Raw genomic sequence first — 21,653 nt, forward strand, 5'->3', positions numbered from 1 at the left:
TTTATGATTTCAAAACTCACGTTTGGCTCGAAAAAATGTACCGTTCATTATGTATTAAGGCCTAGTTGTTATTCGATTATTTTTCATTCATCTTCTTCAAAGATTGCTGTTATCCAAAAAGGAGACCGTTACTTTTTACCTGGTGGCGGTATGGAAGGTAATGAAACAAAAGAAGAATGTTTACATCGTGAACTACTAGAGGAATTAGGATGGGCAGTTGAAATGGATCAATATATCGGTAATGCAGCACGATATTTTTATGCCGAAAAAGAGGATACATATTATTTAAACGACGGGTTCTTTTACATCGCACAAAGGATACATGAAGTTGAAGTTCATGAAGAAGACCATATTTTACAATGGCTGTCTCCATCACTTGCTATAGAACATTTACTTCACGATCATCAAAAATGGGCTGTTAAACAAGCGCTTTTATTACGAAATAAAAAATGATCTCCTTCTATATGAAAGAGATCATTTTTACTACTAACTTACTTTTTTCAAATTGAGAGCTGGCTTTTTGATTCCGCCTTTTTTTACAACATATAAACCGATAAAGATAATTAGTCCGCCAACGAGTTGCATCATATTGATTTGCTCTCCAATTGTTACAGCTGCAAAGATAACTGCGAACAATGGTACGAGATACATATAAACCATTACTTTCGTTGAACCGATTTTACTAATACCGACATACCACATTGCAAGTCCGAAAATTGTCGCAAAGACGATTGAATATGCTAGTGATCCCCAGCTTGGCGTATCTACTGGCCACGTTAATGTATTTACGTTGAATAAACAGTATATAACGAGAGGTACAATTCCAATTAAAGTAGACCATGATGTGACTCTCATTGCGGAGTATTTTGTGATAAGTGGTTGCGCTAAAATAGGATACCATCCCCACGCAATTGCTGCGACTAATCCAATTACATTTCCGAGCCACGCATACTCGTATGTAGCTCCTCCCGTATGCCCTGTTAATAAAACGAATGCTGCACCAATAAACGCTACTATTGAACCAATTTGTACTTTCATCGAAAAACGTTCTTGTTTGTGCAATACTGCTAATATCCCTGTAAAAATAGGTGACATCGCAATTAATAATGAGGCGTTCGTTGCTGAAGTATATTTTACAGATAGCATAAACATCGTTTGATACATTGCCGTACCAACGATACCGACTGCTACTAATCGTAACCAATCTTTTCTTTCAATGCGAAGTGAGCGTTCCATTAAAAATGTAATAAGTAATAATACCGGAGATGCTACTAAAAATCGTAAACTATTAAATTGAATGGATGACATATATGCCACGCCATACTTTCCAATTGTATAATTTGCTCCCCATACTAAAGCTACTGATACTAGGAGCCATTCCATTTGCCATCGTTTCATCCGAATCTCCCCTTCCCTATTTAGCATAGTAAAATTGGCTGGATATAACACCGTCCAATTGGCTGTTTTTTTACCCAGCCAATTTGTTATACTTAATGTATATCAGATATGCGGAGGCGTTTGTATGGAGTGGAAGCTAGATAACGACAGTAAAATCCCAATTTATCAGCAAGTTGTTGACTTTATTGAGAAACGTATTACATACGGAGAACTTCCTCCAGGAAGCTTCCTCCCTTCCGAACGGAAATTAGCTACGCAGTTAAATGTAAACCGCAGTACAGTAACGACTGCTTATAATGAACTACGTGCTATGGGAATTGTAGAAAGTACGACCGGTAAAGGTACACGTGTAAGTACACATATGTGGGGTGTTTCTCCAACTTTAACGCCGAACTGGAGAAATTTCGTAGAAGGTGGCACGTTTTTACCAAACTTACCGTTACTTCGCCATATTCGGGCGGAAGTACAACAAAATGACAACATTATAGATTTTGCAAACGGGGAGCTCGGTTGTAACCTCTATCCTCACGATCAACTACAAACGATTTTGCGAGAACAACCGTTAACGCAGTCATTAAGTTACGATCATCCCCAGGGGTATCTCCCGCTAAGACAAGCGGTAGTGAAATATATGAAGGAATATTTAAAAGTTGAAGCGACTGAACAATCCATTATGATTACATCTGGTGCACAGCAAGCACTTCACCTTATCGTACAATGTTTATTAAATCCAGGTGACGCAGTCGCTTTCGAAAGCCCTTCTCACTGCTACTCATTACCATTATTCCAATCGGCAGGTATTCGTATTTTCCCATTACCTGTCGATGAACACGGTATTAATCCAGACGATGTGCAGGAATTGTATAGAAAACATCGTATTAAAATGATTTTTTTAAATCCAAATTTCCAAAATCCTACGGGAACAATGCTACATCCAAACCGTAGAAAAAAACTTTTATCACTTTGTGCGGACTTACGAATTGCAATCGTTGAAGATGACCCGTCCAGTTTACTTACGTTAGAAAATAAACAACCTTGCCCTACTTTAAAATCGATTGATGAAAACGGAACAGTCATTTATGTTCATTCCTTATCAAAAATGATTGCGCCAGGGTTACGAGTTGGCTGGCTTGTCGCTCCGCAGTCTGTCGTAGAGCGATTATCAGATGCGCGTCACCAAATGGAATTAGGAATGAGTATATTCCCGCAGTGGCTTATACAACAATTTTTCGAAACTGTACCATTTCAGTCGCATATCGTACCGTTACGAAAACAACTAGCAGAAAAAAGAGACATTATCGTTCGTGCCCTAAACGAGCAACTTCACGATAAAATCTCTTTCTCAAGCCCAATCGGTGGTATATACATATGGGGAAAATTAAACGAACCGATAAACGAAAAACAACTCATTATGCAAAGCTTAAAACAAGAAATTGCCTTTATGCCGGGTAGTATTTTCGGTGCTAAAGACGGTTATATTCGTTTATCTTACGGGAAAGTGAATATTGATCAAATTGAGGACGGTATTTCTCGTTTGCGTGAGGCTATTTTAGTTTGTGAAAAATGAGTAGCATCCTTAAATATCGTCAATAGAATTTAATTAATTTTTAACTAAGTACATAAACTAACAACACTTTAGTTTATGTACTTGTATTGGTTCATTTTTTTATTTCAATAAAATATGTATCATAAGATTCTTTAAAAGTGTAGCCTAGCTTTTTTGCTAGTTCAACAGACTCAGAATTTGCTCCATCCCAACTAGGGTATTTCCCTCTATCTAGACAATCTAATATTAGTGCAGATGCTACAATTGTGGCTAAACCTTTCCTTCTATGTTCAGGATGACTAGCAATTTCAATCTCGATTCCATCATCATATACACTAAATGATGTTGCCGCAGAAACAACTTTTCCTTTATTTAAAATAGCATACCCTACGCCTCTATCAATAAAATCATCGATTGAATCAAACTGACTTATAAAATCTTCTGAGAGTGCATGGAATGACGAAGACTTTGCTATATTTTTGTCGACTCTTTTCACTTCGTAATCTTGAGGTAAAGTAGACAATAGATCCCGTATGTATCCTTTATCTAAATCGTCAGGGTTCTTATTAAATCTGAATCTTTTAAACTTCTCAATTGATCCTTTATGTATAGCCTCTATCCGTTCTTTCCATTCATTCGAATCAACAATAGCGAGAGTAAAATCAGGAAGATTGTATAGTAACTCTTTCGCTTCTTCTACATTTGGATTCCCAGCATAAAACACAAAAATCCCTACAGTTATTTGAGCAACAGTTGGATTTTCAAGATTGTCTACCCATGCACTTCCCATATGCCCTTGTAGATATGAAAGTACAATAGTACTATCAAAATCATCAAACATCTCAACTAACTTTTCCCTTACATTGTTATCTGCTTTATAAATCATTCAATTCCTTCTTTCTGAAAATTATTATCATTCCATCAACTATATGTTAGCATATATTTTTTAATATATACAATTTTTGTAAGTCGAAATACAAATTCCCCATTTGACAAAACCTAAATCTACCATTATTATCAACTCGAACCTAGTTTTAGGAGTGATAATAATGAAAATTTACGTTGATGCAGATGCTTGTCCTGTAAAAGATGTGATTATTTTTGAAGCTACGAATGCAGAAATCCCTGTAACCCTCGTTACTAGCTTTTCTCATTATTCTAATGCTAAGCAGCCTGCAGGTGTAGAAACAATTTATGTTGATTCTGGAGCAGATGCTGCGGATTATCGGATTATGCAGTTAGCAAAAAAAGAAGATTTAATCGTTACGCAAGATTACGGCCTAGCTTCGCTCGCTTTAGCGAAAGGCTGTATCGTTCTACACCATAAAGGCTATAAGTATACGAATGAAAACATTGACCAACTATTACAAACACGTTATTTAAGTGCAATGGTTCGAAAAAGCGGTAAGCGTACAAAGGGGCCAAAACCATTTACAGCAGAAGATAAAGAGAAATTTAGAGAGCTCTTTAAAAGTGTAATTTCACTTTAGAAATAAACCTTCTATTTGTAGGAAAAGTTTTGCAAAGAAAAGAAGAGAATATTAAAATGAACATTCTCTTCTTGAGGCTTATCCGTTTAAAAAGAAGGTAAATTATCTAAGTTATTTTCTTTCATACCATCAGGTTCACTACGTATAATATCCCTGCCATACTTATGAAATACGTCCACATGAGCTAACTTTCCTGATTTTGCTTCATCAAGAGCAGTAATATAATCTAATTCTCTGCCACTACTTGTTTTAAAAGCAATTAAATCACCTTCATCATTTTTACGAACTGCAACTATTTGTTCTGCTCCTGAATCGACTTCCTGAGTTACTTCCAATCGGGCTTGTTCTTCTCCTTGATGTAAATAATCATTATAAACTTTTTCAAAGTTTTTTTTATCCATAAAACTCACCTCCAAAACATTTTATTAGTATGTTTGGAAGATCGTGGTTTTATGTACTTTGCTCTTAACAAAATGTATTTTTATTTATTATAAGTTTTGAATCATATATTCTAACTCAAATGCTATTTTTAATACCTACGCGATTCCTTCAAAGTCTCCAATATATCGTCTGTAAAGGCAGTACTTCCCTCTTTCTCTAAAGCTATGAAATATAAACTCCTTAGGAAAGATCTAATATTTTGTACTAAAATAGCATGCTGAGGATTTCGGATTTCTTCAACAATTGCTATACTATGTAGCCAGTTGCTCCACTCTTCTTCAGTTAAAAGATTTTGATTACGTAACGACATAATTGGCGTTACTAATCTCTCATCCTCAAAGTGTATGTATACGTAGTCATTCATACGAACTTTTTGACGAACAGCAGCTAGTATTGCATATGAAAACTCACGATTTCGGATTGTACGTGCTAAAGCATCTAGTGCATCAGCCGCATGTGCCGTAGAGTGTGCCCAGCCTTTTCCTTCTACGTAACCTCTTACATCTTCTTCTAAATATACATATTCCAGAATTTGTTCTGCCACACTGTACAGTTGTTCTCCAGATAACAGCGGTTCTCTTTCATGAACAGATAAAATAAGCGGCGGAATTAATACGGAGAACGCACGTTTAAATACAGAATCTGTGCCCTTTTCACCAATTTTATAAAATAAATAATCAGGACTAATCGCTTGTAACATTAATCCTCGTAATTCTTTTTGTCTAAATACATCATTTGTAATCCATTTGTGAAGCGTACTATAAATCAAATCATCACGTAATTCAGCATCAGGTGATCCGATATAATCTAGCATCCACTGTGCATATGGATATGCATCTACATCTTCTGGCACAGCATAATTATTATTTTGAATTTGTTGTAATTCTGCTTTTAATTCTTGTACTTCCATCATTATATTTTCTATCCCCTTTTAAAGATTTTTTATATTTCCCCTTTTACCTTATCTCCCTGCAATTCATTTCATAAAATTAAGTAGATTTCTAAAATCGTTTTCACTATGTATCTATCCTTCTATGAAGTTGATTCAATTATATAAAATTTCTCCTGAGAAATAAAAGGAAATACATTGGAACACCAAAGCTTCTCACTTTGTTTACATGCATTTCATGTAAGTTTAGGTTTTAAAATAAAGTATGTTTTTTCATTTGTATTCAAACGTAGTTACAATCAAAATTCGAATCATTTTAGAACTTGTTTAATAAATTCTGTTTTAGCTTTTGTGTATGCTTCTCTATCTTGGTTAAACCTTTTAGCTAACTCTTGCTTTAGATTTGAATAATCATAAACTAATTGTGGATTTTCTTGTAAGCGGTTACGAAATAAAAGTTGTTGCTCCCATCGTTCAGTTCCTTTAATCATCAAATGCAGATGAGCTGCACGCCTATTATTCTTAACTTTCACAAAGAACCTTCTCCAAAGTCTTTCATCTAATTCCGGGCCTACATAATGCCAATCATATATAGCCAATTTTGCTGAAATATCAAGCACTCTATCAAATGATTCTGTTTCAGCCATTAGATCAATGATAGGTTTTGCAGGTAAACCAGGTATGGATGTACTGCCTATATGTATTACTTTTCTTATACCGAGAGGAGCAAGCAGTTCATAAAGTTGCTGTTCTTCATATCGGCCTTTATCTTGCCAATCAGGTTTTGCATTAACTATCTCTACTGACTCATTCGCCCATACAGGCCAATCGTTCGGATTATCTTTTTTATCCACCCAACACATCCCCTCTCACGAACTTTTTGTTATATAAACGATTTTAAATTCCTTTAAATACAACTACCGGATCATCAAAATTACTATTCTGAAATATAACATTCGCACATTCTTTCGGATTATGCTCATCTATATACATCTTACAAGCCGCATGATATCTGTTTATAAACATTTTCTCTGCTTCTTCATAACTTCCAAAAGCCTCAGTCTCACGCTCTGCACCACGTTTTCTCGCAATCTCAAAATCTGTATCTACGAAAATTTCATAGTCAAATAGATACTCAATTTCTTTTTTCAATAAAAATGTTCCATCTACTATTAGCACCATATTTGGCGGCGCCACTAGCGGCGTATTATGTACAGGCATGTCCGATATTAAGTTATGAGAAATCGTTTCATACTGTAACTTCCCGTTAGGTCCTAAAGGCTTTAATAGCCTTTCTTTAAAAGCTGTATAATCGTGTGCATCTTCGTAATACCCTCTTGCGGATTCTTTTCCTTGCGCATATCGAATTACTCTCGGATTATGAAAATCGTCAATGCTGGCGCGTGTTACTGATACTCCTCGTTTTTTTATTTCTTCCGCTAGTTCGTTTGCAAATGTTGTCTTTCCTGAAGCTGTAATACCACTCACTCCAACTCTTGTTGGATGAGTTAAATTTAACGTTAAAATATGATCAGCGATTTCTTTCATTCGTTTTTGGCGACTCATTATATTCCCTCCCTAATCCAGTTCACATAATACAATTATAGTAAATATCTTTGGTCACTATTTGTAGGTAAGTCGATATTATTTGTCAAAAAGTTGATTTATTTTTATTGCTTTACATATTCCTTACTTCGCCTTAAACCCTCGATACAAAGCAGTTCGTAACTCCTGCTTATACTCCTCAATTTCTGGCATATCGAGCTCTTCTGCTAATCGAATTGCTAATTCAATATCATACGGTACACGTACGAGTTGAATGGAAAAGCTCGCTGCTTCTTTTTCATTGTAAGTTCCTTCAAAAATTAAATAGGAAGCTTGCGTAATTTCAAGTGGATTTCCTACGCTACCAGCATTACATAACGTTCTCCCCCTAAAATTTTGAACGTATGCTTGATGAACGTCACCGTAGCAAACAACATCTGGTTTTCTTTCCCCTTCTATATTCTCTGTCAACTCACTATTTTCGAACATACTAACACGCTCTTCTCTTGAAGCGTGTGGTTGAATTCTTTCATACAAACTTCTCGGTGAAGCGTGGAACATACGAATGAGTTTGCCGCTCATAAAAAATTCAATTGAAAATGGTAAGCTTCTTAAATACTCATTTTGTTCTTCTGACAGTTGTTTTTGATGCCATTTTAACACTTCAAATTCAGTCGGTTTTGTAATGAAATCATCCCAGTTTCCCATTACGGTTCCTTCACATTCTTTACGAACGATTTCAATTACTTCGCTAGAATGCGGACCTTTTCCTACTAAATCTCCAAGACAAATAATACGTTCAATTCCTCTTAATTTAATATCTTTCAGTACTGATTCTAATGCCGGAATATTACCATGTATATCTGAAATTACCGCAATTTTATCCAAATGAATCCCTCCGTTATTTGTTGTTTATTATATCCTCATGTTGTGATTGATACCATTTTGGAATATAAGATGAAAAATGATTATGATCTTCTATAATTCGGTTCAATCTCTCTTTCATATCATCTACTAAGTGTGGCGTGCTTCGGTTTGTCCATACGATATCTGCTGGGAATGTCATCGCTGCATATAATGAATACAGTTTCCAAAAATGGGGTGACGGTTCACCTCCGCAATAACCGTGAACTTGTCCGACCGCAAATGGTTTGCTTATTCTTGTAGTAAAAATCGCTACGTTATAAAAATCGTGTATTGGATCGCCAAAATCATATCCACTAAAATCGATAACGATAAATTCATTATTATGAATCATACTATTTGCTGGGTGGTAATCATCGTGTAAAAATGTGATAGGCCGATTTTTCAATAAGTCTTTATGATTTTCTACAAAGGTTAATACTAGCCTCAAATCCAGAAAATTCACCTCATAATCTGCTAATGCCTCCATGTACCTTTCATACTTATTCCACCTAGATATTTCCCATTTATTACTTGCACTTTCTCTTTCTATCAAGTGAATTCTCTTTAATATTTCTCCTGCTTTTCTTCCTGCTTTATACTGCTCTTTCACCGATAACTTACCTAAACTCTCTTCTCCATTTACACCTTGGACCCATTCAAATACTTGAACACATTTATTTAATTCCTCAAGTTTTATGAAATGAATTAACTTCGGCGTTGGAATATGTAATAACTCCAATTGTTTCATATACATATATTCTTCTTGTTTTCGTTCATAATTAGAAGAATCACACACTTTTACAAAATAAGTTTCTCGATTCTCTAGGTCAATTTTATACTTCTCTTCGTGTGAAAAACCTTTTGTAATTGCTGTACATTTTACAATACGTGACCACTCTAGTTTTCTTTCTATCTCTCTTAACATTTCTTCCACAAAACTCACCTCTATCAATATACGAACAAACTACCTAACACTTCATGCTCTCGTTTCTTTTCTCCTTTAAATTCCACTGCAAAAGGATATTCACCCTGGTTCTTTAGGCGTTCTTGCACTAGCCCTTCCCCAATCGGTTCACAAAATTGTACGCTAATATTTCCAAACGATACGCTTTGACATTCAGCATTCCACTCTTCATTTCTTATAACTGCACTTACTGTTAGTCCCATTACTTCTTTCCATTTCTGCACCGTTTCTCGAACATTTTTCACCGCATAATGAATCGTTTCAATTTCTTCTACTTTGTTTTGATGTTCAGCAATCGTCCCTATTTTACGTAAATCATTTCTTCTTTCTTCATCCGTTTCATTCCACTGTATAAAGAATGGTAATTTCGGTCCATTCTCTTCTTGCTTTACAAATAACATTTTCCATTCTAAAAGCCGGCCATCTTTTCTCATCCGTTTCCCTTCAAATGGTCCTATCGTATGTAAGCCGTGCTTATTAAATTTAACTGCTAGTTCTTCAATTGCATCTGTTCGAATTGCGATTTGTAGCATCCCTTCTCCATTTTTTAATTTCACCACTGTTTCTTGTACTAATGGATTTTCCGCTTCTTTCGCTTTTTCTTCATGCTGAACTGCTAAAAATTCTATATATGATAAATCAAAATAACATAAACTATTCCAAGTACCCCAAGTCGTATGCTCTCCGCCTAATGCAGTATGAAATCCATGCTCCTGCATTTGTTTTGCCGCTTCCTCCGGTGTACAATGTACTGCGTGAACGAGATGATCAAATGCTAACATAGTCTTCCTCCCCTTTCTCTCCATCCTTTTATTGTATATTTTATTTTTCTTTCGTTCAATTCAAAAAACTTTAAAACCAAGTTGATTTATACGATTAATATGTATTATAATGAAACAAATTTAATTATTGCTGATTGGAAAAACCAAAGGCACTTTTCTCATACGGGAAAAGTGTCTTTTTCATTTATTATTACAGGGGGATTATTTATGCAGAAATTAATTGTCTTTGCTATTATTGGATTTTTCGCTCAATTGATCGATGGTGCACTTGGTATGGCGTACGGGGTAACGTCTACCTCACTATTATTAATGTTTGGTATCGCACCAGCTGTAGCTTCCGCATCAGTTCATTTAGCTGAAGTCGTTACAACCGCCGCTTCTGGTGCATCTCATATCAAATTTGGAAACGTTGATAAATATACAGTTTCCAGACTTACATTACCAGGGGCAATTGGCGCATTTATTGGGGCATGTTTTTTAAGTAATTTACCTGGCGATGTAATTAAACCGTACATTTCCTTATTTTTATTTACTTTAGGGGTTTATATTTTATTACGATTCATCATTCAAAAACAAATTGTTTCTTCAAATAAGCGTATGTCTGCTAAACAACTTGTACCACTCGGTCTGTTCGCAGGATTCGTTGATTCAACTGGCGGTGGTGGCTGGGGACCTATTACGACACCTGTTCTACTTGCAAAAGGAAATGATGCTAGAAAAGTTATTGGATCTGTAGATACGAGCGAATTTCCCGTTTCACTCGCTGCAACAATCGGCTTTTTCATCTCACTTGGTTGGGAACAAATAAGCTGGGTTTGGGTATTTGCCCTCATGCTTGGTGGTATTGTTGCCGCACCAATCGCCGCATGGTTAGTACGCATCGTTCCTTCTCATTTACTTGGCGTACTCGTTGGCGGACTTATTATCTTTACGAATATACGTACATTACTTACATCATTTAAAGTTGATCCAACTATTATTACACTTTCTTACGTTGCAGTTGGCCTTATCGTTATTATCTCTATTTTTATTGCTGTTCGTAACCATTCGAAACATTCAACAATTGGATACCCGGCAGATCAAAAACAAATGTTGCCATAATCATAAAAAATACCGCCCGATTTACTTCGAGCGGTATTTTTTATTTTTCTATTTTCCAATTGACCATCGTTTCAGTACTATTTACTCTTTTCATATGTAATTTCTCTAATACACGAATGGAGCTATAGTTATCAAGGAGTGTCTCCGCTATAATCATTTCCACTTCCCCTGTTTGAAAAGCCCATTTCATTAATTCACTAACTGCTTCTGTTGCATACCCTTTATTCCAATATTTCTCAATAAATCCATAACCAATTTCTACTGTATGTTGCTCATTCGGTTTCCCTTTAAATCCTATATCACCTAGAACAACATCATCCTCTTTCCGAATAACATACCACGGTCCCCACGGTAATGAAGCCACATCTCGTTTCACATTTTCTATATGCCCTACAATATGTGGGCCACTATTGTATCCTTGATTATTCGCAATTTGAATCCATTCTTCTGTACACGGTACTATATGTAATCTTTCCGTTTCTAATTTCATAATGATATCCCCTTTTCAATTAAACAATACCTCAATTTTATCAGAAATAAAAAGAATATTCATTCTATTTACCGGATTTATACTTATTCTTTGAAACGAATTTAAGGAATAATCCCCTTTTAGTAGTTATGTCGAATTATATTTTCTGAATTTTCTTTTAATTTTAAAGGGTTTTTCAATGTTTTTTGCGAAACATTTGTATAACAATTTTTTCTTTGCTTATTGCTACATAATAGTAGGTTCGGGTGGAGTTATGCAAGCGTTTCCTATACAATAACCGATATTTTTTGACTTTTCCTAACAAAATTCCTTGCAATATATTCAGAAAGTCATTACAATTGCCATATATTAAATATCTTAGCAATATATAAATCCTCATCAATCCGATGAGGTAGAGGTTGCGACTTTTAAAAGTAAAATGGACGAGACACAGCGAATGTCATTGACTCCGTTTGAAAGGAAAAGTTGCCGAAGTTTATATTTCTTCTCTGGAAATATGAGCTGGGGCTGTCTCCGAAAGGAACAGAACTGTCACGTTTACAAAATTACCGTGTAAACGTGGTGTGCTATCTTAACGGAAGGGTATGATGGGGTGGTTATTTGTGAAACGTTCCGCCTAATTCCTTTGGCGGTTTTTTGTATTTTTCTCCCCCGCTCCTTCCTAACCTACAAGAAAAGGAGTGTTGAACATGAATAGCGCAACAAATCAATCTACCTCTAAAACGCAAACTACACAAGGACAAGGTGAATTAAAACGCGGATTAAAATCTCGTCACCTTACGATGATTTCTCTCGGTGGTACAATCGGTACCGGATTATTTCTTGCCAGTGGTGGTGTTATCCATTCAGCTGGTCCTGGCGGTGCATTAGTCGCATATGCCGCAATTGGAATTATGGTTTATTTTTTAATGACAAGCTTAGCAGAACTCGCAGCTTACATGCCTGTTACTGGCTCTTTTAGCACTTATGCAACAAAATTTGTTGATCCATCACTTGGTTTTGCACTTGGATGGAACTATTGGTATAACTGGGCGATTACGATCGCTGCCGAACTAGCAGCCGTAACATTAATTATGAAATTTTGGTTCCCAGATACCCCTTCTCTTATTTGGAGTGGACTTTGTTTAGCTATTATTTTTCTCTTAAACTATTTATCTGTTAAAGGTTTTGGTGAATCTGAATATTGGTTCGCACTTATTAAAGTAGTTACTATTATTATCTTTTTAATTGTCGGTTTTATGATGATTTTTGGAATTATGGGCGGCGAAGCTGTCGGCTTTAAAAACTTCACTGTTGCAGATGCACCATTTAATGGCGGCATCATGGCAATTATCGGTGTATTTATGGCTGCTGGTTTCTCATTCCAAGGAACTGAATTATTAGGAGTAGCTGCTGGTGAAACTGCTGATCCAGAACGCAATATTCCAAAAGCAATTCGTTCTATCTTTTGGCGTATTATATTATTCTACATTTTAGCAATTCTCGTTATCGGTTTATTAATTCCTTATACGACTGAAAGCCTTGCAGCAAGTGATGTTACAGTAAGTCCATTTACACTTGTATTTGAAAAAGCGGGCGTTGCCTTCGCTGCTTCTGTTATGAACGCTGTTATTTTAACTGCAGTACTTTCTGCTGGTAACTCTGGAATGTATGCATCAACTCGTATGCTTTGGGATTTAGCTCGCCAAGGAAAAGCACCTAAATTCTTAGGCAAATTAGATAGCCGTGGTGTCCCTGTTAACGCATTAATCGCAACATCAGTAGTTGGTAGCGTCGCTTTCATCGCTTCTTTATTCGGTGACGGTGTTGTATACATTTGGTTATTAAATGCTTCTGGGATGTCAGGATTTATTGCTTGGGTAGGGATTGCTATTAGTCATTACCGTTTCCGAAAAGCCTATATTGCACAAGGGAAAGATTTGAAAGATTTACCATATCAAGCGAAATGGTTCCCGTTCGGTCCAATCTTTGCATTTGCACTTTGTGTTATCGTTATTTTAGGCCAAAACTACGGAGCATTTACAGGAGCATCTATCGACTGGAACGGTGTACTCGTTTCTTACATCGGTTTACCACTCTTCTTAGTACTATGGTTAGGATATAAATTTACTAAGAAAACGAAAGTCATTCCACTTGATAAATGTGAACTGAAATAGAATAAAGTATAGAAAAACGAGCAAACAAATTGTTTGCTCGTTTTTTTATTACAATCCCATTTACTTCCCTATTTCTTATCTTTTTGCAATAATAAAGTAAATACACTTAAAGGTTGGGATTACATGAACATTCGTATTACTGATGAAGCAAAAGCTGCTATACATAGATTAGAACGTGAAGACAAAAAGATTATTCGCATTAGAGGGACAATGACAAACTCTTGTAGCATTTTCGTTGATGTTGATTTAATTTGGGATACATATAATGCGGATGATGTTGTATATGAAGATGAAATGCTTATTGTACAAATGGACTCATTCACGAAAGACTACACTGGTGGTACATTAAAACTTGATTATAAGACGACAGGTTTTAGTATTACGACTCCTAATGAGACTTTGGTGTATGGATTGTCGATTAAAAAATAAACATTGTTTTTATCCGACCAATGGGGTGAAAAAATGGGCAAATATGTTCCATTAAAATTTTTATTCAGCGAAGAATTAGCAGAAAAAATAGCTGATTCTATTTGTAAACACGATCCTAATTTCTCTAAAAGAAACTTTGTATCTACCGTGACATGTAAAGTTGAAAATTTAGAGTTAAAGCAACGTATAGAAGTAATAGCAGATGAATTACACAATACATTACAAAAAGATTTTAATGAAGCAATACATATATTACTGAAAACATTGGGACCAGAAAATACTACAGAAGTAGGCACATTTACAAATGGTTATATGTACATGCCTATTGCAAAATACGTTGAAAAATATGGGCTTAACGATTTTGAATCCTCGTTCCACGCAATGTATGAAATAACAAAGAGAAATACTGCTGAATATGCTATTCGTCCTTATCTTGAAAAATACTATGAGGACACCTTGGACATATTGCAGCAATGGTTACGTGATGAAAACAGCCACATTAGGAGATTAGTTTCAGAAGGTACTAGACCAAGACTTCCTTGGGCAAAAAAAATAGGAGCTCTGAAAGGTGACTTCAGAAATAATTTAAAGCTTCTTGAGCCATTAATGAATGACCCTTCTAAGTATGTTCAAAAATCTGTAGCCAATCACATTAATGATATTACGAAAGAAGATAACGAACTCGTTTTTCAATGGTTGCAACAATTACTCGATAAAGACCATCCTGTTAATCCTTTGATTATGAAACATGGATTAAGAACGATGATAAAAAGTGGCACTTTACCAAAAGATTTTTGTTTTTAAGTATTTTAAACAAAAACGCTTATACTTCAAAAATGAAGTATAAGCGTTTTTTCTCTTTAAAACATTATCCCTGCCTTAAAATATTTTGAAACATTTCTGGCTTACGTTGTTCAAAACTCTCTATTAATTCTTTTCCAAATATCGTTATACTCTTCTCCCAAGGATGGCCTAAATACCCCCACTTAAAGTCCTTCTGAATAAAGAAATAATAATCTCCATTTGGAAAAATCGGGATTGTCCACTCATCAAATTCATTTCTATCAAACTTTAAATGTGGATTTACCCAGTAACATTCATGTTGCCAATCAAGTGCCATTATATATTCATCCGATACTGTATTCTCTTTAAAAACTAGTAATGCTTTTTCTTCCAGGTCGTCATATACATTTAAATCTACCGATTCTCCAAAGCAATGAGAAATATCATATGTCACAAAAGGACTTGGCACCTTAAATGATGGGAATATAGAAATACTTGGTGAAAACTCAAAATCACTATATACCCTATCCCATATTTGATCGCTCTCTTTGTCTGTAAACTTCATCCAATTTTTCATTAAACAACTGCCTTCCCTTATAATTCCAAAGGATTTTCACTCGATACTCCCGAATATATAAATAACCATTCTCGCAAGGAGCTAATTTATATGAATCTATTCGAACACGAAACATAAAACCGTTCCACTTTAATAAGAGGTCCTCCCTTTTTCTTTTCTTACTATATCATTTATTAACGAAATAGGAGGACAACAATATGAAACGTGATCCATTATTTTCAGCACTATTAGAAAGTGCAAAGACTAACTTTAGCGGCTGGGATTTCTCTTTCATTTCAGAAACTGGCCGTATGAATAGCGAGCCCCTATCATGGTCATACGGTAGCACTGCTTTCCAGCTTATGCAACGTGCAAAATCAATGCTAGATATGGGGACTGGTGGCGGAGAGTTTTTATCTATGTTACAACCGTTCCCGTCAACTATTTATGCGACTGAGGGCTATGCTCCGAATGTCCCAATTGCACGAAAGAAATTAGAACCTTTAGGAGTTATAGTCGTAGAAGTGACTGATGATACTGCTTTACCATTTCAAGATGGTCAGTTTGATTTAATTGTGAATCAACATGAATCCTATTCTGCTTCTGAAGTGAAAAGAAGTCTTTCCATCAATGGAACATTTCTTACACAACAAGTCGGTGGTCTTGATTGTGCGGAACTGAATGAGCAGTTTGGCACACCGCTGAATAGCGAATTTTCAAGTTGGTCACTCGAAACGGCATGTAGTGAATTGAGGAAAAATGGATTTACTATTTTAGAAGCGAAAGAAGAATTCCCTCTTCAGCGTTTTTATGATGTCGGTGCTGTTGTCTATTACTTGCAAGCAATTCCGTGGCAAATTCCTGATTTTACAGTAGAAAGGTATTATGAGGAATTATATCGCATACATGAAATCATCTTACAAAAAGGATATTTCGATGTGAAGCAACATCGTTTTATTATAAAAGCGAATTATGTAGAGTAAAACTTGAATTAGCATTCCTTACAAAAAAGCCAAATTCTTTATTGGAATTTGGCTTTTTCTTTGTATTTTAACGTGTCTTCTCTTATTGAGAAACGAGATATTTTTCATATCGTTTTTTCGTATTATCTTCTATCAAAAGTGTAGTTTTGTAATCAATAATATTCCGATTATCATATGTGAATACATGCTCTAAATTGTTGTCCTCACTTAATAATGTCGGTAAATATCTTTGCAAATTGCTAACTACACCTCTATTATCACCATCTAATATCCAATCAATTGACTTCCATTCTAATATTCCTTCAGCCGTACTTAATGGTGTGTCAATATGTACTCCTACTGGTAGCTCAGCAAGGAATACATACATCCCCTCACTACCCTGAGGATCGTCTTTATCTTGAAAGATAACATTCCCTTTATACGTTACACTTGGAAGCTCTATACCCGTTTCCTCAAACGTTTCTCTAATTATTCCTTCATATGGAGTTTCATTATCCTCAATTTTCCCTCCAACGCCATTCCACATTCCCATTGTTGGCTTCTTGTTTCTATTTAAAAGGAGTATGTTATCCCCTTTTCTAATGAAGCAAATTGTGTACTTATACATATCGTCATTTCCTTTCTTTTACATCCTCTTCTGTAAGCAATTCATTTTCTACATGAGGAATTCTTATCATTTCCACGTAAAAACACTCTCCTTGTCATTGCTCCTCACATAATATACAGTACAACTTTCATACGTAAACACTTTACGTCCAACGAAAGAATCCTTTTGAGAAAGGAGAATTCAACATCGATAACATAGGAAATGAATTTTTAAAATGCTTTTATGATAGCAATGTATGGCCAAACGGTACAAACTGGCTCGGTGTCCCCATTTGCAAACTTCCCTCTGACCTTTTCTTATATCAAGAAATTATTTACGACTTACAACCGAATTTAATTATTGAATGCGGGACTTTCCATGGTGGTAGCGCACTTTATTTAGCTTCTATTCTAGATTTAATAGGAAAAGGTCACGTACTTACTATCGATATAACTCCGCAACCAAATCGGCCATCCCATAATCGAATTACGTATTTAACAGCTTCATCTGTTTCTGTACAGGCCGTCCAATCAATATTAAGTATGCGCAAACCTGATGATGTGATTTTAGTTATTTTAGATTCCGATCATAGTAAAGAACATGTATTAAAAGAACTGCAATTATATAAATCAATTGTAACTACTGGTAGCTACATGATCGTCGAGGATACATGTATTAACGGAAATCCTATTCTTCCTGATTGGGGCCCTGGTCCGATGGAAGCTGTGGAAGAATTTTTAACAAAAAATAATAATTTCATAGTAGATGAGACAAAGCATAAATTTTTCATATCATTTAATCCGAATGGTTTTTTGAAGAAAATAAAATAACTAGACTAAACTAGTCTAGTATTTTCATTTTCGAAAAAGGATAGTACACAAATTCCACTTTTCCTATTATATTATCTTCTTCAATATATCCTAAACCATTTCGACTATCCTTACTTTGTTCACGATTGTCTCCCATTACAAATAACTTATTTGGCGGAATCTTTGTCTTTTGAAAATTATAAAACACTTGTGTATTGTTATATAAATCTTTATTTATATAAGGTTCATCTTGCTTTTTGTCATTTACGTATACAGTTCCATTCGTTATGTTAATTACGTCACCAGGAAGCCCTATTACACGTTTCACATAATATTTCGACTCATCCTCTTCCTTAATAATGACGATTTCTCCGTGCTGTAAGCTAGAAAAATGTACCGCAGCTTTATTTACAAATACGTAGTCTTCTTCATGTAAAGTTGGCTGCATTGATTTTCCTTCCACTTTACATAAAGTGAAAGACTGGTACGTTACTACTAGGACAAATATAAATAGTATGTACTTTCCCCAACCTCTCTTATTTTCCTCTTTCATATCCATTCCCACCTTATCAAAACACTTTTTAACTCAAAAATATATCACTGCACCTGTTCATTTGCGCAGTGATATACTACAATTTGAATTTTTTACTGTGCCTCACTCGGCTATTGTGTTACTGGGACTGGACTTACACCCGATCTCTGCGTTTTTAAATCAAAATATGCATCCAAAACCTCTTTACCAATTGCAGAATTAATACCTGATTTATCATTATTTACCCATGGCACAACAACAGAAAAAGCAACTTCCGGATCAGCATCATATGGCGCATACCCGGCGAGAGTTAAATTATAACATTTTTTTCGATAATTGTTTTCATCTCTTCCAATATCACTTTCTCCACCGTACACTGTTTCTGCTGTTCCTGTTTTCCCAGCCGGTTTATACGGTAAACCTTTAAAAGTTCCAGCACCGGTCCCATCTACCTCTTGGAAAACTCTTCTAAACCCTTCTTTCACATGATTTATATATGAAAGATCCATATCCACTCGATTTAACACGACTGGTTCCATCGATTGCATAACTTTCCCGACTTCCTCTGGTCCATTTGGTTGCTCTCTAATTTCTTGTACAATTTGTGGTTTCATTCGGTAACCACCATTTGCAATCGTTGACATATATTGCGCAAGCTGCAGCGGCGTATATGTATCATATTGCCCAATCGCATAGTCAAGTAAAAAACCAGGTATATTATCGGTTCTACCCATTTGACCAATCGATTCATTTGGAAGGTCAATACCGGTTGGTACACCTAAACCAAATTGTCTAAAGTAATAACGCATTTTATTAAACGCTTCTTGTTTAATATCTAGTGGATTATTTGGTACATAATCAATCCCCGCAATCTTTAACGCCGTATTAAACATGTAGACATTGGATGAAACTTGCAATGCTCTTAAATCATCAATATCTCCAAAGTCTTTCCACGATTTCTTCGGCTTCGAACTTCCTTTAAAGTACATTGGTGCATCAAAGAAATGCGTATATGGCTTAATCGCTTCTGTTTGATATCCCGCTAATACCGTAGCTCCTTTCACCGTTGATCCTAACTCGTAAGAACTTATCATCGTTCCTAAAGCGTAGTCTTCTATTTGCATACCGCCGTCTTTATTTACAATTTTCTTTCCTGCTAATGATAGAATTTGACCATTTTTCGGATTCATCATAACGACGAATGCACGATCCATCATCGGTTCAGAAGAATGAAATGCCCTTAAATTCCTTTCAAGACTTTCCTCCACTTTTTTCTGCAAATCCATATCAACTGTTAGCATTAAATTATTTCCACTTTTTCCTTTTGTCACTTTTTCAGTCCGAATAATATTTCCAGCTTTATCAGTAATATTTTTAGACTGTTCTTTCGTTCCATGTAACACATCTTCGTATTGTTTTTCGATGTAACTCTTACCAATACGATCATTTCTGTTATAATCTCGTACTAAATAATAGTCTAATTGCTCCCTTGGTAATCCCTCATTTTCACTAGAAACACTACCAAGTACAGAACGTAGTATTTTGTCATTTGGATATTCGCGCTCCCAATCCACAGTCGTATCTACGCCTGGCAAGCTCGATAATCTTTCACTCACTACTGCATATTCATTTTGACTTACATCTTTTTTGACGATTTGTGGCGTCATTTTATATCCCGCATTCATTTTACTTTTAATTGCTAGTACTTCTATATCCTCTTTCGAAAGCTCGTTTAGTTCTTCTTGTGTAATTCTTTCTCGTCTCAATTCTTCTACTTTCTTATCTAAGTCTTTCCCTTCTATTTCCTGTTTCCTAAATTTACTCTCATCTTCTTTCGTTACTTTTGTTGCTGCACGTTTTTCGTTTAACTGCATCCAAAAGTCTTTTTTATCTGTCTCTGTTAACTTGTCCATATCTTCTTGCGGCATTTCAATTAGCTGCGCTAAATTTCTTGCCACTATTAAAACCTCTTTTGAGTCCACTCCTTTCATCTTCGTATATGTAACAGTTCGTAACGGTTTATTATTTACAATAACTTTCCCTTCCCGGTCAAACATCTTCCCTCTCGGAACTGGAGTACTCACCGTTACATCTTCCTTTTTATTCACTTCATTTCGATACGTTTCTCCGTCAATGATTTGTACTTTACCTAATTGAATAATAATAGCTGAAAATAAAAGAAAAACGATAAAAAATAGTACATTTAACCGAAACGGAATATGAGTCTTTTTCTTTTTCGACTGTTTCTGTTTCTCCTTTTTCTGTCTCATTTTGCTCCCTCGCTTCATTCTATTAACATTTCTGCGCAAAAATCATTATGTATTAAATTTATTTATATGCTATATATAGAATTTTATATTAATTACAAAAGAAATAAAAGATTTAATTTTCAGTTTTTGTTTTTCTCATCCTATTTATTACCATTCCCCTTATACGCAATAACATGAATATAATTCATACAAAAAAAACTGAGGTAGACATCATTCACCTCAGTTTCTTTACGAAAACAAAAACTTATTTAATCGAAGATAACCCTTTGGTAAATTCACCAATCTTATTTTGAAAAACAAAATCAAAATTGTATTCTTGCCCTGTTAACTCTTCATTTACTAAAATTGTTGTTGCGCCTATTTCTCTCTTTGCGATTTCTGGGAATGAAGCGACAGGCTGTACTTTTAATGACGTTCCCATTACGAGAAGTACATTTGTTTCATATAAACGTTTTATCGCATTTTGATATTGAGGCAGTGTATCTCCGTATAAAACAACATCTGGGTTTAGAATGAAATTACACTTCCCGCAACGCGGTACTTCATGATCAATCATATATTGTAAATCATATCCCGTTTTACACTTCGGACAATGCGCAGTTTGAAGTGTTCCATGTAAATCAATTACATGTTTACTACCACCTACTTGATGCAAACCATCAATATTTTGCGTTAAAATCGTTATGTCTTTCCCTTGTTCTTCTAGCTCCGCTAAAAAGCGATGCCCGCGATTTGGTTTATATTGATGAAACGTATTAATTTGAAAGATTTCTTTATAATGCTTCCAAAACTCTTTCGGATTTCTATTATAATAGCCTCTCGACAAATACATCTCTACATTCGCATCAGCATATAATCCATTTGCTGAACGAAAATCAGGGATTCCACTTTCTGTGCTTGCACCAGCACCTGTTAACACTGTAATTTTCTTCGCTTTTTCTAAAATTGAACGTACTTCTTCAAATTGCACAAAAATCACCTCTATGTATATTCCTAT

At 35.3% G+C, this 21,653-nt stretch carries 24 protein-coding genes and 1 riboswitch; of the genes, 9 read left to right on the top strand and 15 right to left on the bottom strand.

The window, feature by feature from the left end; translation table 11 throughout:
* The first annotated feature begins 3 nt into the window (after window positions 1-3).
* On the top strand, window positions 4-453 hold the full coding sequence (locus MR155_RS10515; RefSeq protein ID WP_242309613.1) for an NUDIX hydrolase: 450 nt from the start codon (window positions 4-6) through the stop codon (window positions 451-453).
* A gap of 33 nt (window positions 454-486) precedes the next feature.
* Here the strand turns inward: MR155_RS10515 and MR155_RS10520 are convergent, their stop codons facing one another.
* On the bottom strand, window positions 487-1,398 hold the full coding sequence (locus tag MR155_RS10520) for a DMT family transporter (protein WP_242309614.1): 912 nt from the start codon (window positions 1,396-1,398) through the stop codon (window positions 487-489).
* A 124-nt stretch (window positions 1,399-1,522) separates the two neighbouring features.
* Here MR155_RS10520 and pdxR point away from each other — a divergent pair, with 124 nt between their 5' ends.
* On the top strand, window positions 1,523-2,965 hold the full coding sequence (pdxR, locus tag MR155_RS10525; protein ID WP_242309616.1) for a MocR-like pyridoxine biosynthesis transcription factor PdxR: 1,443 nt from the start codon (window positions 1,523-1,525) through the stop codon (window positions 2,963-2,965).
* A gap of 91 nt (window positions 2,966-3,056) precedes the next feature.
* Here the strand turns inward: pdxR and MR155_RS10530 are convergent, their stop codons facing one another.
* Entirely contained in the window at window positions 3,057-3,830 is a 774-nt protein-coding gene (locus MR155_RS10530) for a GNAT family N-acetyltransferase (RefSeq protein ID WP_242309618.1), read from the bottom strand.
* Window positions 3,831-3,993: 163 nt separating this feature from the next.
* Here MR155_RS10530 and MR155_RS10535 point away from each other — a divergent pair, with 163 nt between their 5' ends.
* Window positions 3,994-4,434 carry a YaiI/YqxD family protein gene (locus tag MR155_RS10535; protein WP_002161286.1) on the top strand — a complete coding sequence of 147 codons (441 nt, stop codon included), beginning with the start codon at window positions 3,994-3,996 and terminating at the stop codon, window positions 4,432-4,434.
* A gap of 86 nt (window positions 4,435-4,520) precedes the next feature.
* On the opposite strand, the gene MR155_RS10540 is transcribed toward MR155_RS10535, so the two are convergent.
* The 7 genes from MR155_RS10540 to MR155_RS10570 form a co-directional block, all read right to left on the bottom strand.
* Complete coding sequence (locus MR155_RS10540; RefSeq protein ID WP_242309620.1) at window positions 4,521-4,835, bottom strand: DUF3892 domain-containing protein; 315 nt, start codon at window positions 4,833-4,835, stop codon at window positions 4,521-4,523.
* A 128-nt stretch (window positions 4,836-4,963) separates the two neighbouring features.
* Window positions 4,964-5,788 (bottom strand): DUF2785 domain-containing protein, encoded by an 825-nt coding sequence (locus MR155_RS10545; RefSeq protein ID WP_242309622.1) that lies wholly within the window; start codon window positions 5,786-5,788, stop codon window positions 4,964-4,966.
* Between the two features lie 287 nt (window positions 5,789-6,075).
* Complete coding sequence (locus MR155_RS10550; protein WP_242309624.1) at window positions 6,076-6,618, bottom strand: GrpB family protein; 543 nt, start codon at window positions 6,616-6,618, stop codon at window positions 6,076-6,078.
* Window positions 6,619-6,661: 43 nt separating this feature from the next.
* Window positions 6,662-7,330 carry a nucleoside/nucleotide kinase family protein gene (locus MR155_RS10555; RefSeq protein WP_242309626.1) on the bottom strand — a complete coding sequence of 223 codons (669 nt, stop codon included), beginning with the start codon at window positions 7,328-7,330 and terminating at the stop codon, window positions 6,662-6,664.
* A gap of 123 nt (window positions 7,331-7,453) precedes the next feature.
* Window positions 7,454-8,197: a metallophosphoesterase family protein gene (locus MR155_RS10560; protein ID WP_242309628.1), complete on the bottom strand. Its 744-nt coding sequence runs from the start codon at window positions 8,195-8,197 to the stop codon at window positions 7,454-7,456.
* A gap of 13 nt (window positions 8,198-8,210) precedes the next feature.
* The gene (locus MR155_RS10565) at window positions 8,211-9,149 is read right to left on the bottom strand and encodes an aminoglycoside phosphotransferase family protein (protein WP_242309630.1); all 939 of its coding nucleotides are present in this window, start codon (window positions 9,147-9,149) and stop codon (window positions 8,211-8,213) included.
* A 14-nt stretch (window positions 9,150-9,163) separates the two neighbouring features.
* Window positions 9,164-9,961, bottom strand: a complete 798-nt coding sequence (locus tag MR155_RS10570) for a VOC family protein (RefSeq protein ID WP_242309632.1) — start codon at window positions 9,959-9,961, stop codon at window positions 9,164-9,166.
* 207 nt (window positions 9,962-10,168) lie between these two features.
* Here MR155_RS10570 and MR155_RS10575 point away from each other — a divergent pair, with 207 nt between their 5' ends.
* A complete protein-coding gene (locus MR155_RS10575) occupies window positions 10,169-11,062 on the top strand; it encodes a sulfite exporter TauE/SafE family protein (RefSeq protein ID WP_242309634.1) in 894 nt (297 codons plus the stop codon).
* 40 nt (window positions 11,063-11,102) lie between these two features.
* On the opposite strand, the gene MR155_RS10580 is transcribed toward MR155_RS10575, so the two are convergent.
* Entirely contained in the window at window positions 11,103-11,552 is a 450-nt protein-coding gene (locus MR155_RS10580; RefSeq protein ID WP_113935796.1) for a GNAT family N-acetyltransferase, read from the bottom strand.
* A gap of 384 nt (window positions 11,553-11,936) precedes the next feature.
* A riboswitch (Lysine riboswitch) is annotated at window positions 11,937-12,129 on the top strand.
* A gap of 112 nt (window positions 12,130-12,241) precedes the next feature.
* On the opposite strand from MR155_RS10580, the gene MR155_RS10585 reads away from it, so the two are divergent.
* The 3 genes from MR155_RS10585 (at window position 12,242) to MR155_RS10595 (ending at window position 14,941) form a co-directional block, all read left to right on the top strand.
* The gene (locus MR155_RS10585) at window positions 12,242-13,708 is read left to right on the top strand and encodes an amino acid permease (RefSeq protein ID WP_113935797.1); all 1,467 of its coding nucleotides are present in this window, start codon (window positions 12,242-12,244) and stop codon (window positions 13,706-13,708) included.
* A gap of 123 nt (window positions 13,709-13,831) precedes the next feature.
* On the top strand, window positions 13,832-14,137 hold the full coding sequence (locus MR155_RS10590) for an iron-sulfur cluster biosynthesis family protein (protein WP_113935798.1): 306 nt from the start codon (window positions 13,832-13,834) through the stop codon (window positions 14,135-14,137).
* A 33-nt stretch (window positions 14,138-14,170) separates the two neighbouring features.
* Window positions 14,171-14,941 carry a DNA alkylation repair protein gene (locus tag MR155_RS10595; RefSeq protein WP_242309636.1) on the top strand — a complete coding sequence of 257 codons (771 nt, stop codon included), beginning with the start codon at window positions 14,171-14,173 and terminating at the stop codon, window positions 14,939-14,941.
* 64 nt (window positions 14,942-15,005) lie between these two features.
* Here MR155_RS10595 and MR155_RS10600 read toward each other — a convergent pair whose 3' ends face one another.
* Window positions 15,006-15,497: a DUF2716 domain-containing protein gene (locus MR155_RS10600; protein WP_242309638.1), complete on the bottom strand. Its 492-nt coding sequence runs from the start codon at window positions 15,495-15,497 to the stop codon at window positions 15,006-15,008.
* A gap of 197 nt (window positions 15,498-15,694) precedes the next feature.
* On the opposite strand from MR155_RS10600, the gene MR155_RS10605 reads away from it, so the two are divergent.
* Entirely contained in the window at window positions 15,695-16,459 is a 765-nt protein-coding gene (locus MR155_RS10605) for a class I SAM-dependent methyltransferase (RefSeq protein WP_242309640.1), read from the top strand.
* An 82-nt stretch (window positions 16,460-16,541) separates the two neighbouring features.
* Here the strand turns inward: MR155_RS10605 and MR155_RS10610 are convergent, their stop codons facing one another.
* On the bottom strand, window positions 16,542-17,066 hold the full coding sequence (locus tag MR155_RS10610; protein ID WP_242309642.1) for an NUDIX hydrolase: 525 nt from the start codon (window positions 17,064-17,066) through the stop codon (window positions 16,542-16,544).
* A 185-nt stretch (window positions 17,067-17,251) separates the two neighbouring features.
* On the opposite strand from MR155_RS10610, the gene MR155_RS10615 reads away from it, so the two are divergent.
* Window positions 17,252-17,875 carry a cephalosporin hydroxylase family protein gene (locus MR155_RS10615; protein ID WP_242309691.1) on the top strand — a complete coding sequence of 208 codons (624 nt, stop codon included), beginning with the start codon at window positions 17,252-17,254 and terminating at the stop codon, window positions 17,873-17,875.
* Window positions 17,876-17,885: 10 nt separating this feature from the next.
* Here the strand turns inward: MR155_RS10615 and lepB are convergent, their stop codons facing one another.
* The 3 genes from lepB to MR155_RS10630 all read right to left on the bottom strand — a co-directional run bounded on the left by lepB (window position 17,886) and on the right by MR155_RS10630 (window position 21,626).
* The gene (lepB, locus tag MR155_RS10620) at window positions 17,886-18,407 is read right to left on the bottom strand and encodes a signal peptidase I (RefSeq protein ID WP_242309644.1); all 522 of its coding nucleotides are present in this window, start codon (window positions 18,405-18,407) and stop codon (window positions 17,886-17,888) included.
* Window positions 18,408-18,517: 110 nt separating this feature from the next.
* Complete coding sequence (locus tag MR155_RS10625; RefSeq protein WP_242309646.1) at window positions 18,518-20,674, bottom strand: peptidoglycan D,D-transpeptidase FtsI family protein; 2,157 nt, start codon at window positions 20,672-20,674, stop codon at window positions 18,518-18,520.
* Window positions 20,675-20,900: 226 nt separating this feature from the next.
* Window positions 20,901-21,626, bottom strand: coding sequence for an NAD-dependent protein deacylase (locus MR155_RS10630; RefSeq protein WP_242309648.1), 726 nt, complete (start codon window positions 21,624-21,626; stop codon window positions 20,901-20,903).
* Between the last annotated feature and the right edge of the window lie 27 nt (window positions 21,627-21,653).

The sequence above is a fragment of the Bacillus cereus group sp. BfR-BA-01331 genome, from assembly GCF_022663915.1.
Taxonomy (GTDB): Bacteria; Bacillota; Bacilli; order Bacillales; family Bacillaceae_G; genus Bacillus_A; species Bacillus_A mycoides.

What these genes read in the sequence shown, in the direction of transcription:
- pdxR (WP_242309616.1), top strand. Translation starts at nt 1,523, where the DNA reads ATGGAGTGGAAGCTAGATAACGACAGTAAAATCCCAATTTATCAGCAA.
- MR155_RS10625 (WP_242309646.1), bottom strand. Translation starts at nt 20,674, where the DNA reads ATGAAGCGAGGGAGCAAAATGAGACAGAAAAAGGAGAAACAGAAACAG.
- MR155_RS10535 (WP_002161286.1), top strand. Translation starts at nt 3,994, where the DNA reads ATGAAAATTTACGTTGATGCAGATGCTTGTCCTGTAAAAGATGTGATT.
- MR155_RS10585 (WP_113935797.1), top strand. Translation starts at nt 12,242, where the DNA reads ATGAATAGCGCAACAAATCAATCTACCTCTAAAACGCAAACTACACAA.
- MR155_RS10575 (WP_242309634.1), top strand. Translation starts at nt 10,169, where the DNA reads ATGCAGAAATTAATTGTCTTTGCTATTATTGGATTTTTCGCTCAATTG.
- MR155_RS10540 (WP_242309620.1), bottom strand. Translation starts at nt 4,835, where the DNA reads ATGGATAAAAAAAACTTTGAAAAAGTTTATAATGATTATTTACATCAA.
- MR155_RS10520 (WP_242309614.1), bottom strand. Translation starts at nt 1,398, where the DNA reads ATGAAACGATGGCAAATGGAATGGCTCCTAGTATCAGTAGCTTTAGTA.
- MR155_RS10600 (WP_242309638.1), bottom strand. Translation starts at nt 15,497, where the DNA reads ATGAAAAATTGGATGAAGTTTACAGACAAAGAGAGCGATCAAATATGG.
- lepB (WP_242309644.1), bottom strand. Translation starts at nt 18,407, where the DNA reads ATGAAAGAGGAAAATAAGAGAGGTTGGGGAAAGTACATACTATTTATA.
- MR155_RS10610 (WP_242309642.1), bottom strand. Translation starts at nt 17,066, where the DNA reads ATGTATAAGTACACAATTTGCTTCATTAGAAAAGGGGATAACATACTC.
- MR155_RS10580 (WP_113935796.1), bottom strand. Translation starts at nt 11,552, where the DNA reads ATGAAATTAGAAACGGAAAGATTACATATAGTACCGTGTACAGAAGAA.
- MR155_RS10595 (WP_242309636.1), top strand. Translation starts at nt 14,171, where the DNA reads ATGGGCAAATATGTTCCATTAAAATTTTTATTCAGCGAAGAATTAGCA.
- MR155_RS10590 (WP_113935798.1), top strand. Translation starts at nt 13,832, where the DNA reads ATGAACATTCGTATTACTGATGAAGCAAAAGCTGCTATACATAGATTA.
- MR155_RS10605 (WP_242309640.1), top strand. Translation starts at nt 15,695, where the DNA reads ATGAAACGTGATCCATTATTTTCAGCACTATTAGAAAGTGCAAAGACT.
- MR155_RS10530 (WP_242309618.1), bottom strand. Translation starts at nt 3,830, where the DNA reads ATGATTTATAAAGCAGATAACAATGTAAGGGAAAAGTTAGTTGAGATG.
- MR155_RS10545 (WP_242309622.1), bottom strand. Translation starts at nt 5,788, where the DNA reads ATGATGGAAGTACAAGAATTAAAAGCAGAATTACAACAAATTCAAAAT.
- MR155_RS10555 (WP_242309626.1), bottom strand. Translation starts at nt 7,330, where the DNA reads ATGAGTCGCCAAAAACGAATGAAAGAAATCGCTGATCATATTTTAACG.
- MR155_RS10570 (WP_242309632.1), bottom strand. Translation starts at nt 9,961, where the DNA reads ATGTTAGCATTTGATCATCTCGTTCACGCAGTACATTGTACACCGGAG.
- MR155_RS10515 (WP_242309613.1), top strand. Translation starts at nt 4, where the DNA reads ATGATTTCAAAACTCACGTTTGGCTCGAAAAAATGTACCGTTCATTAT.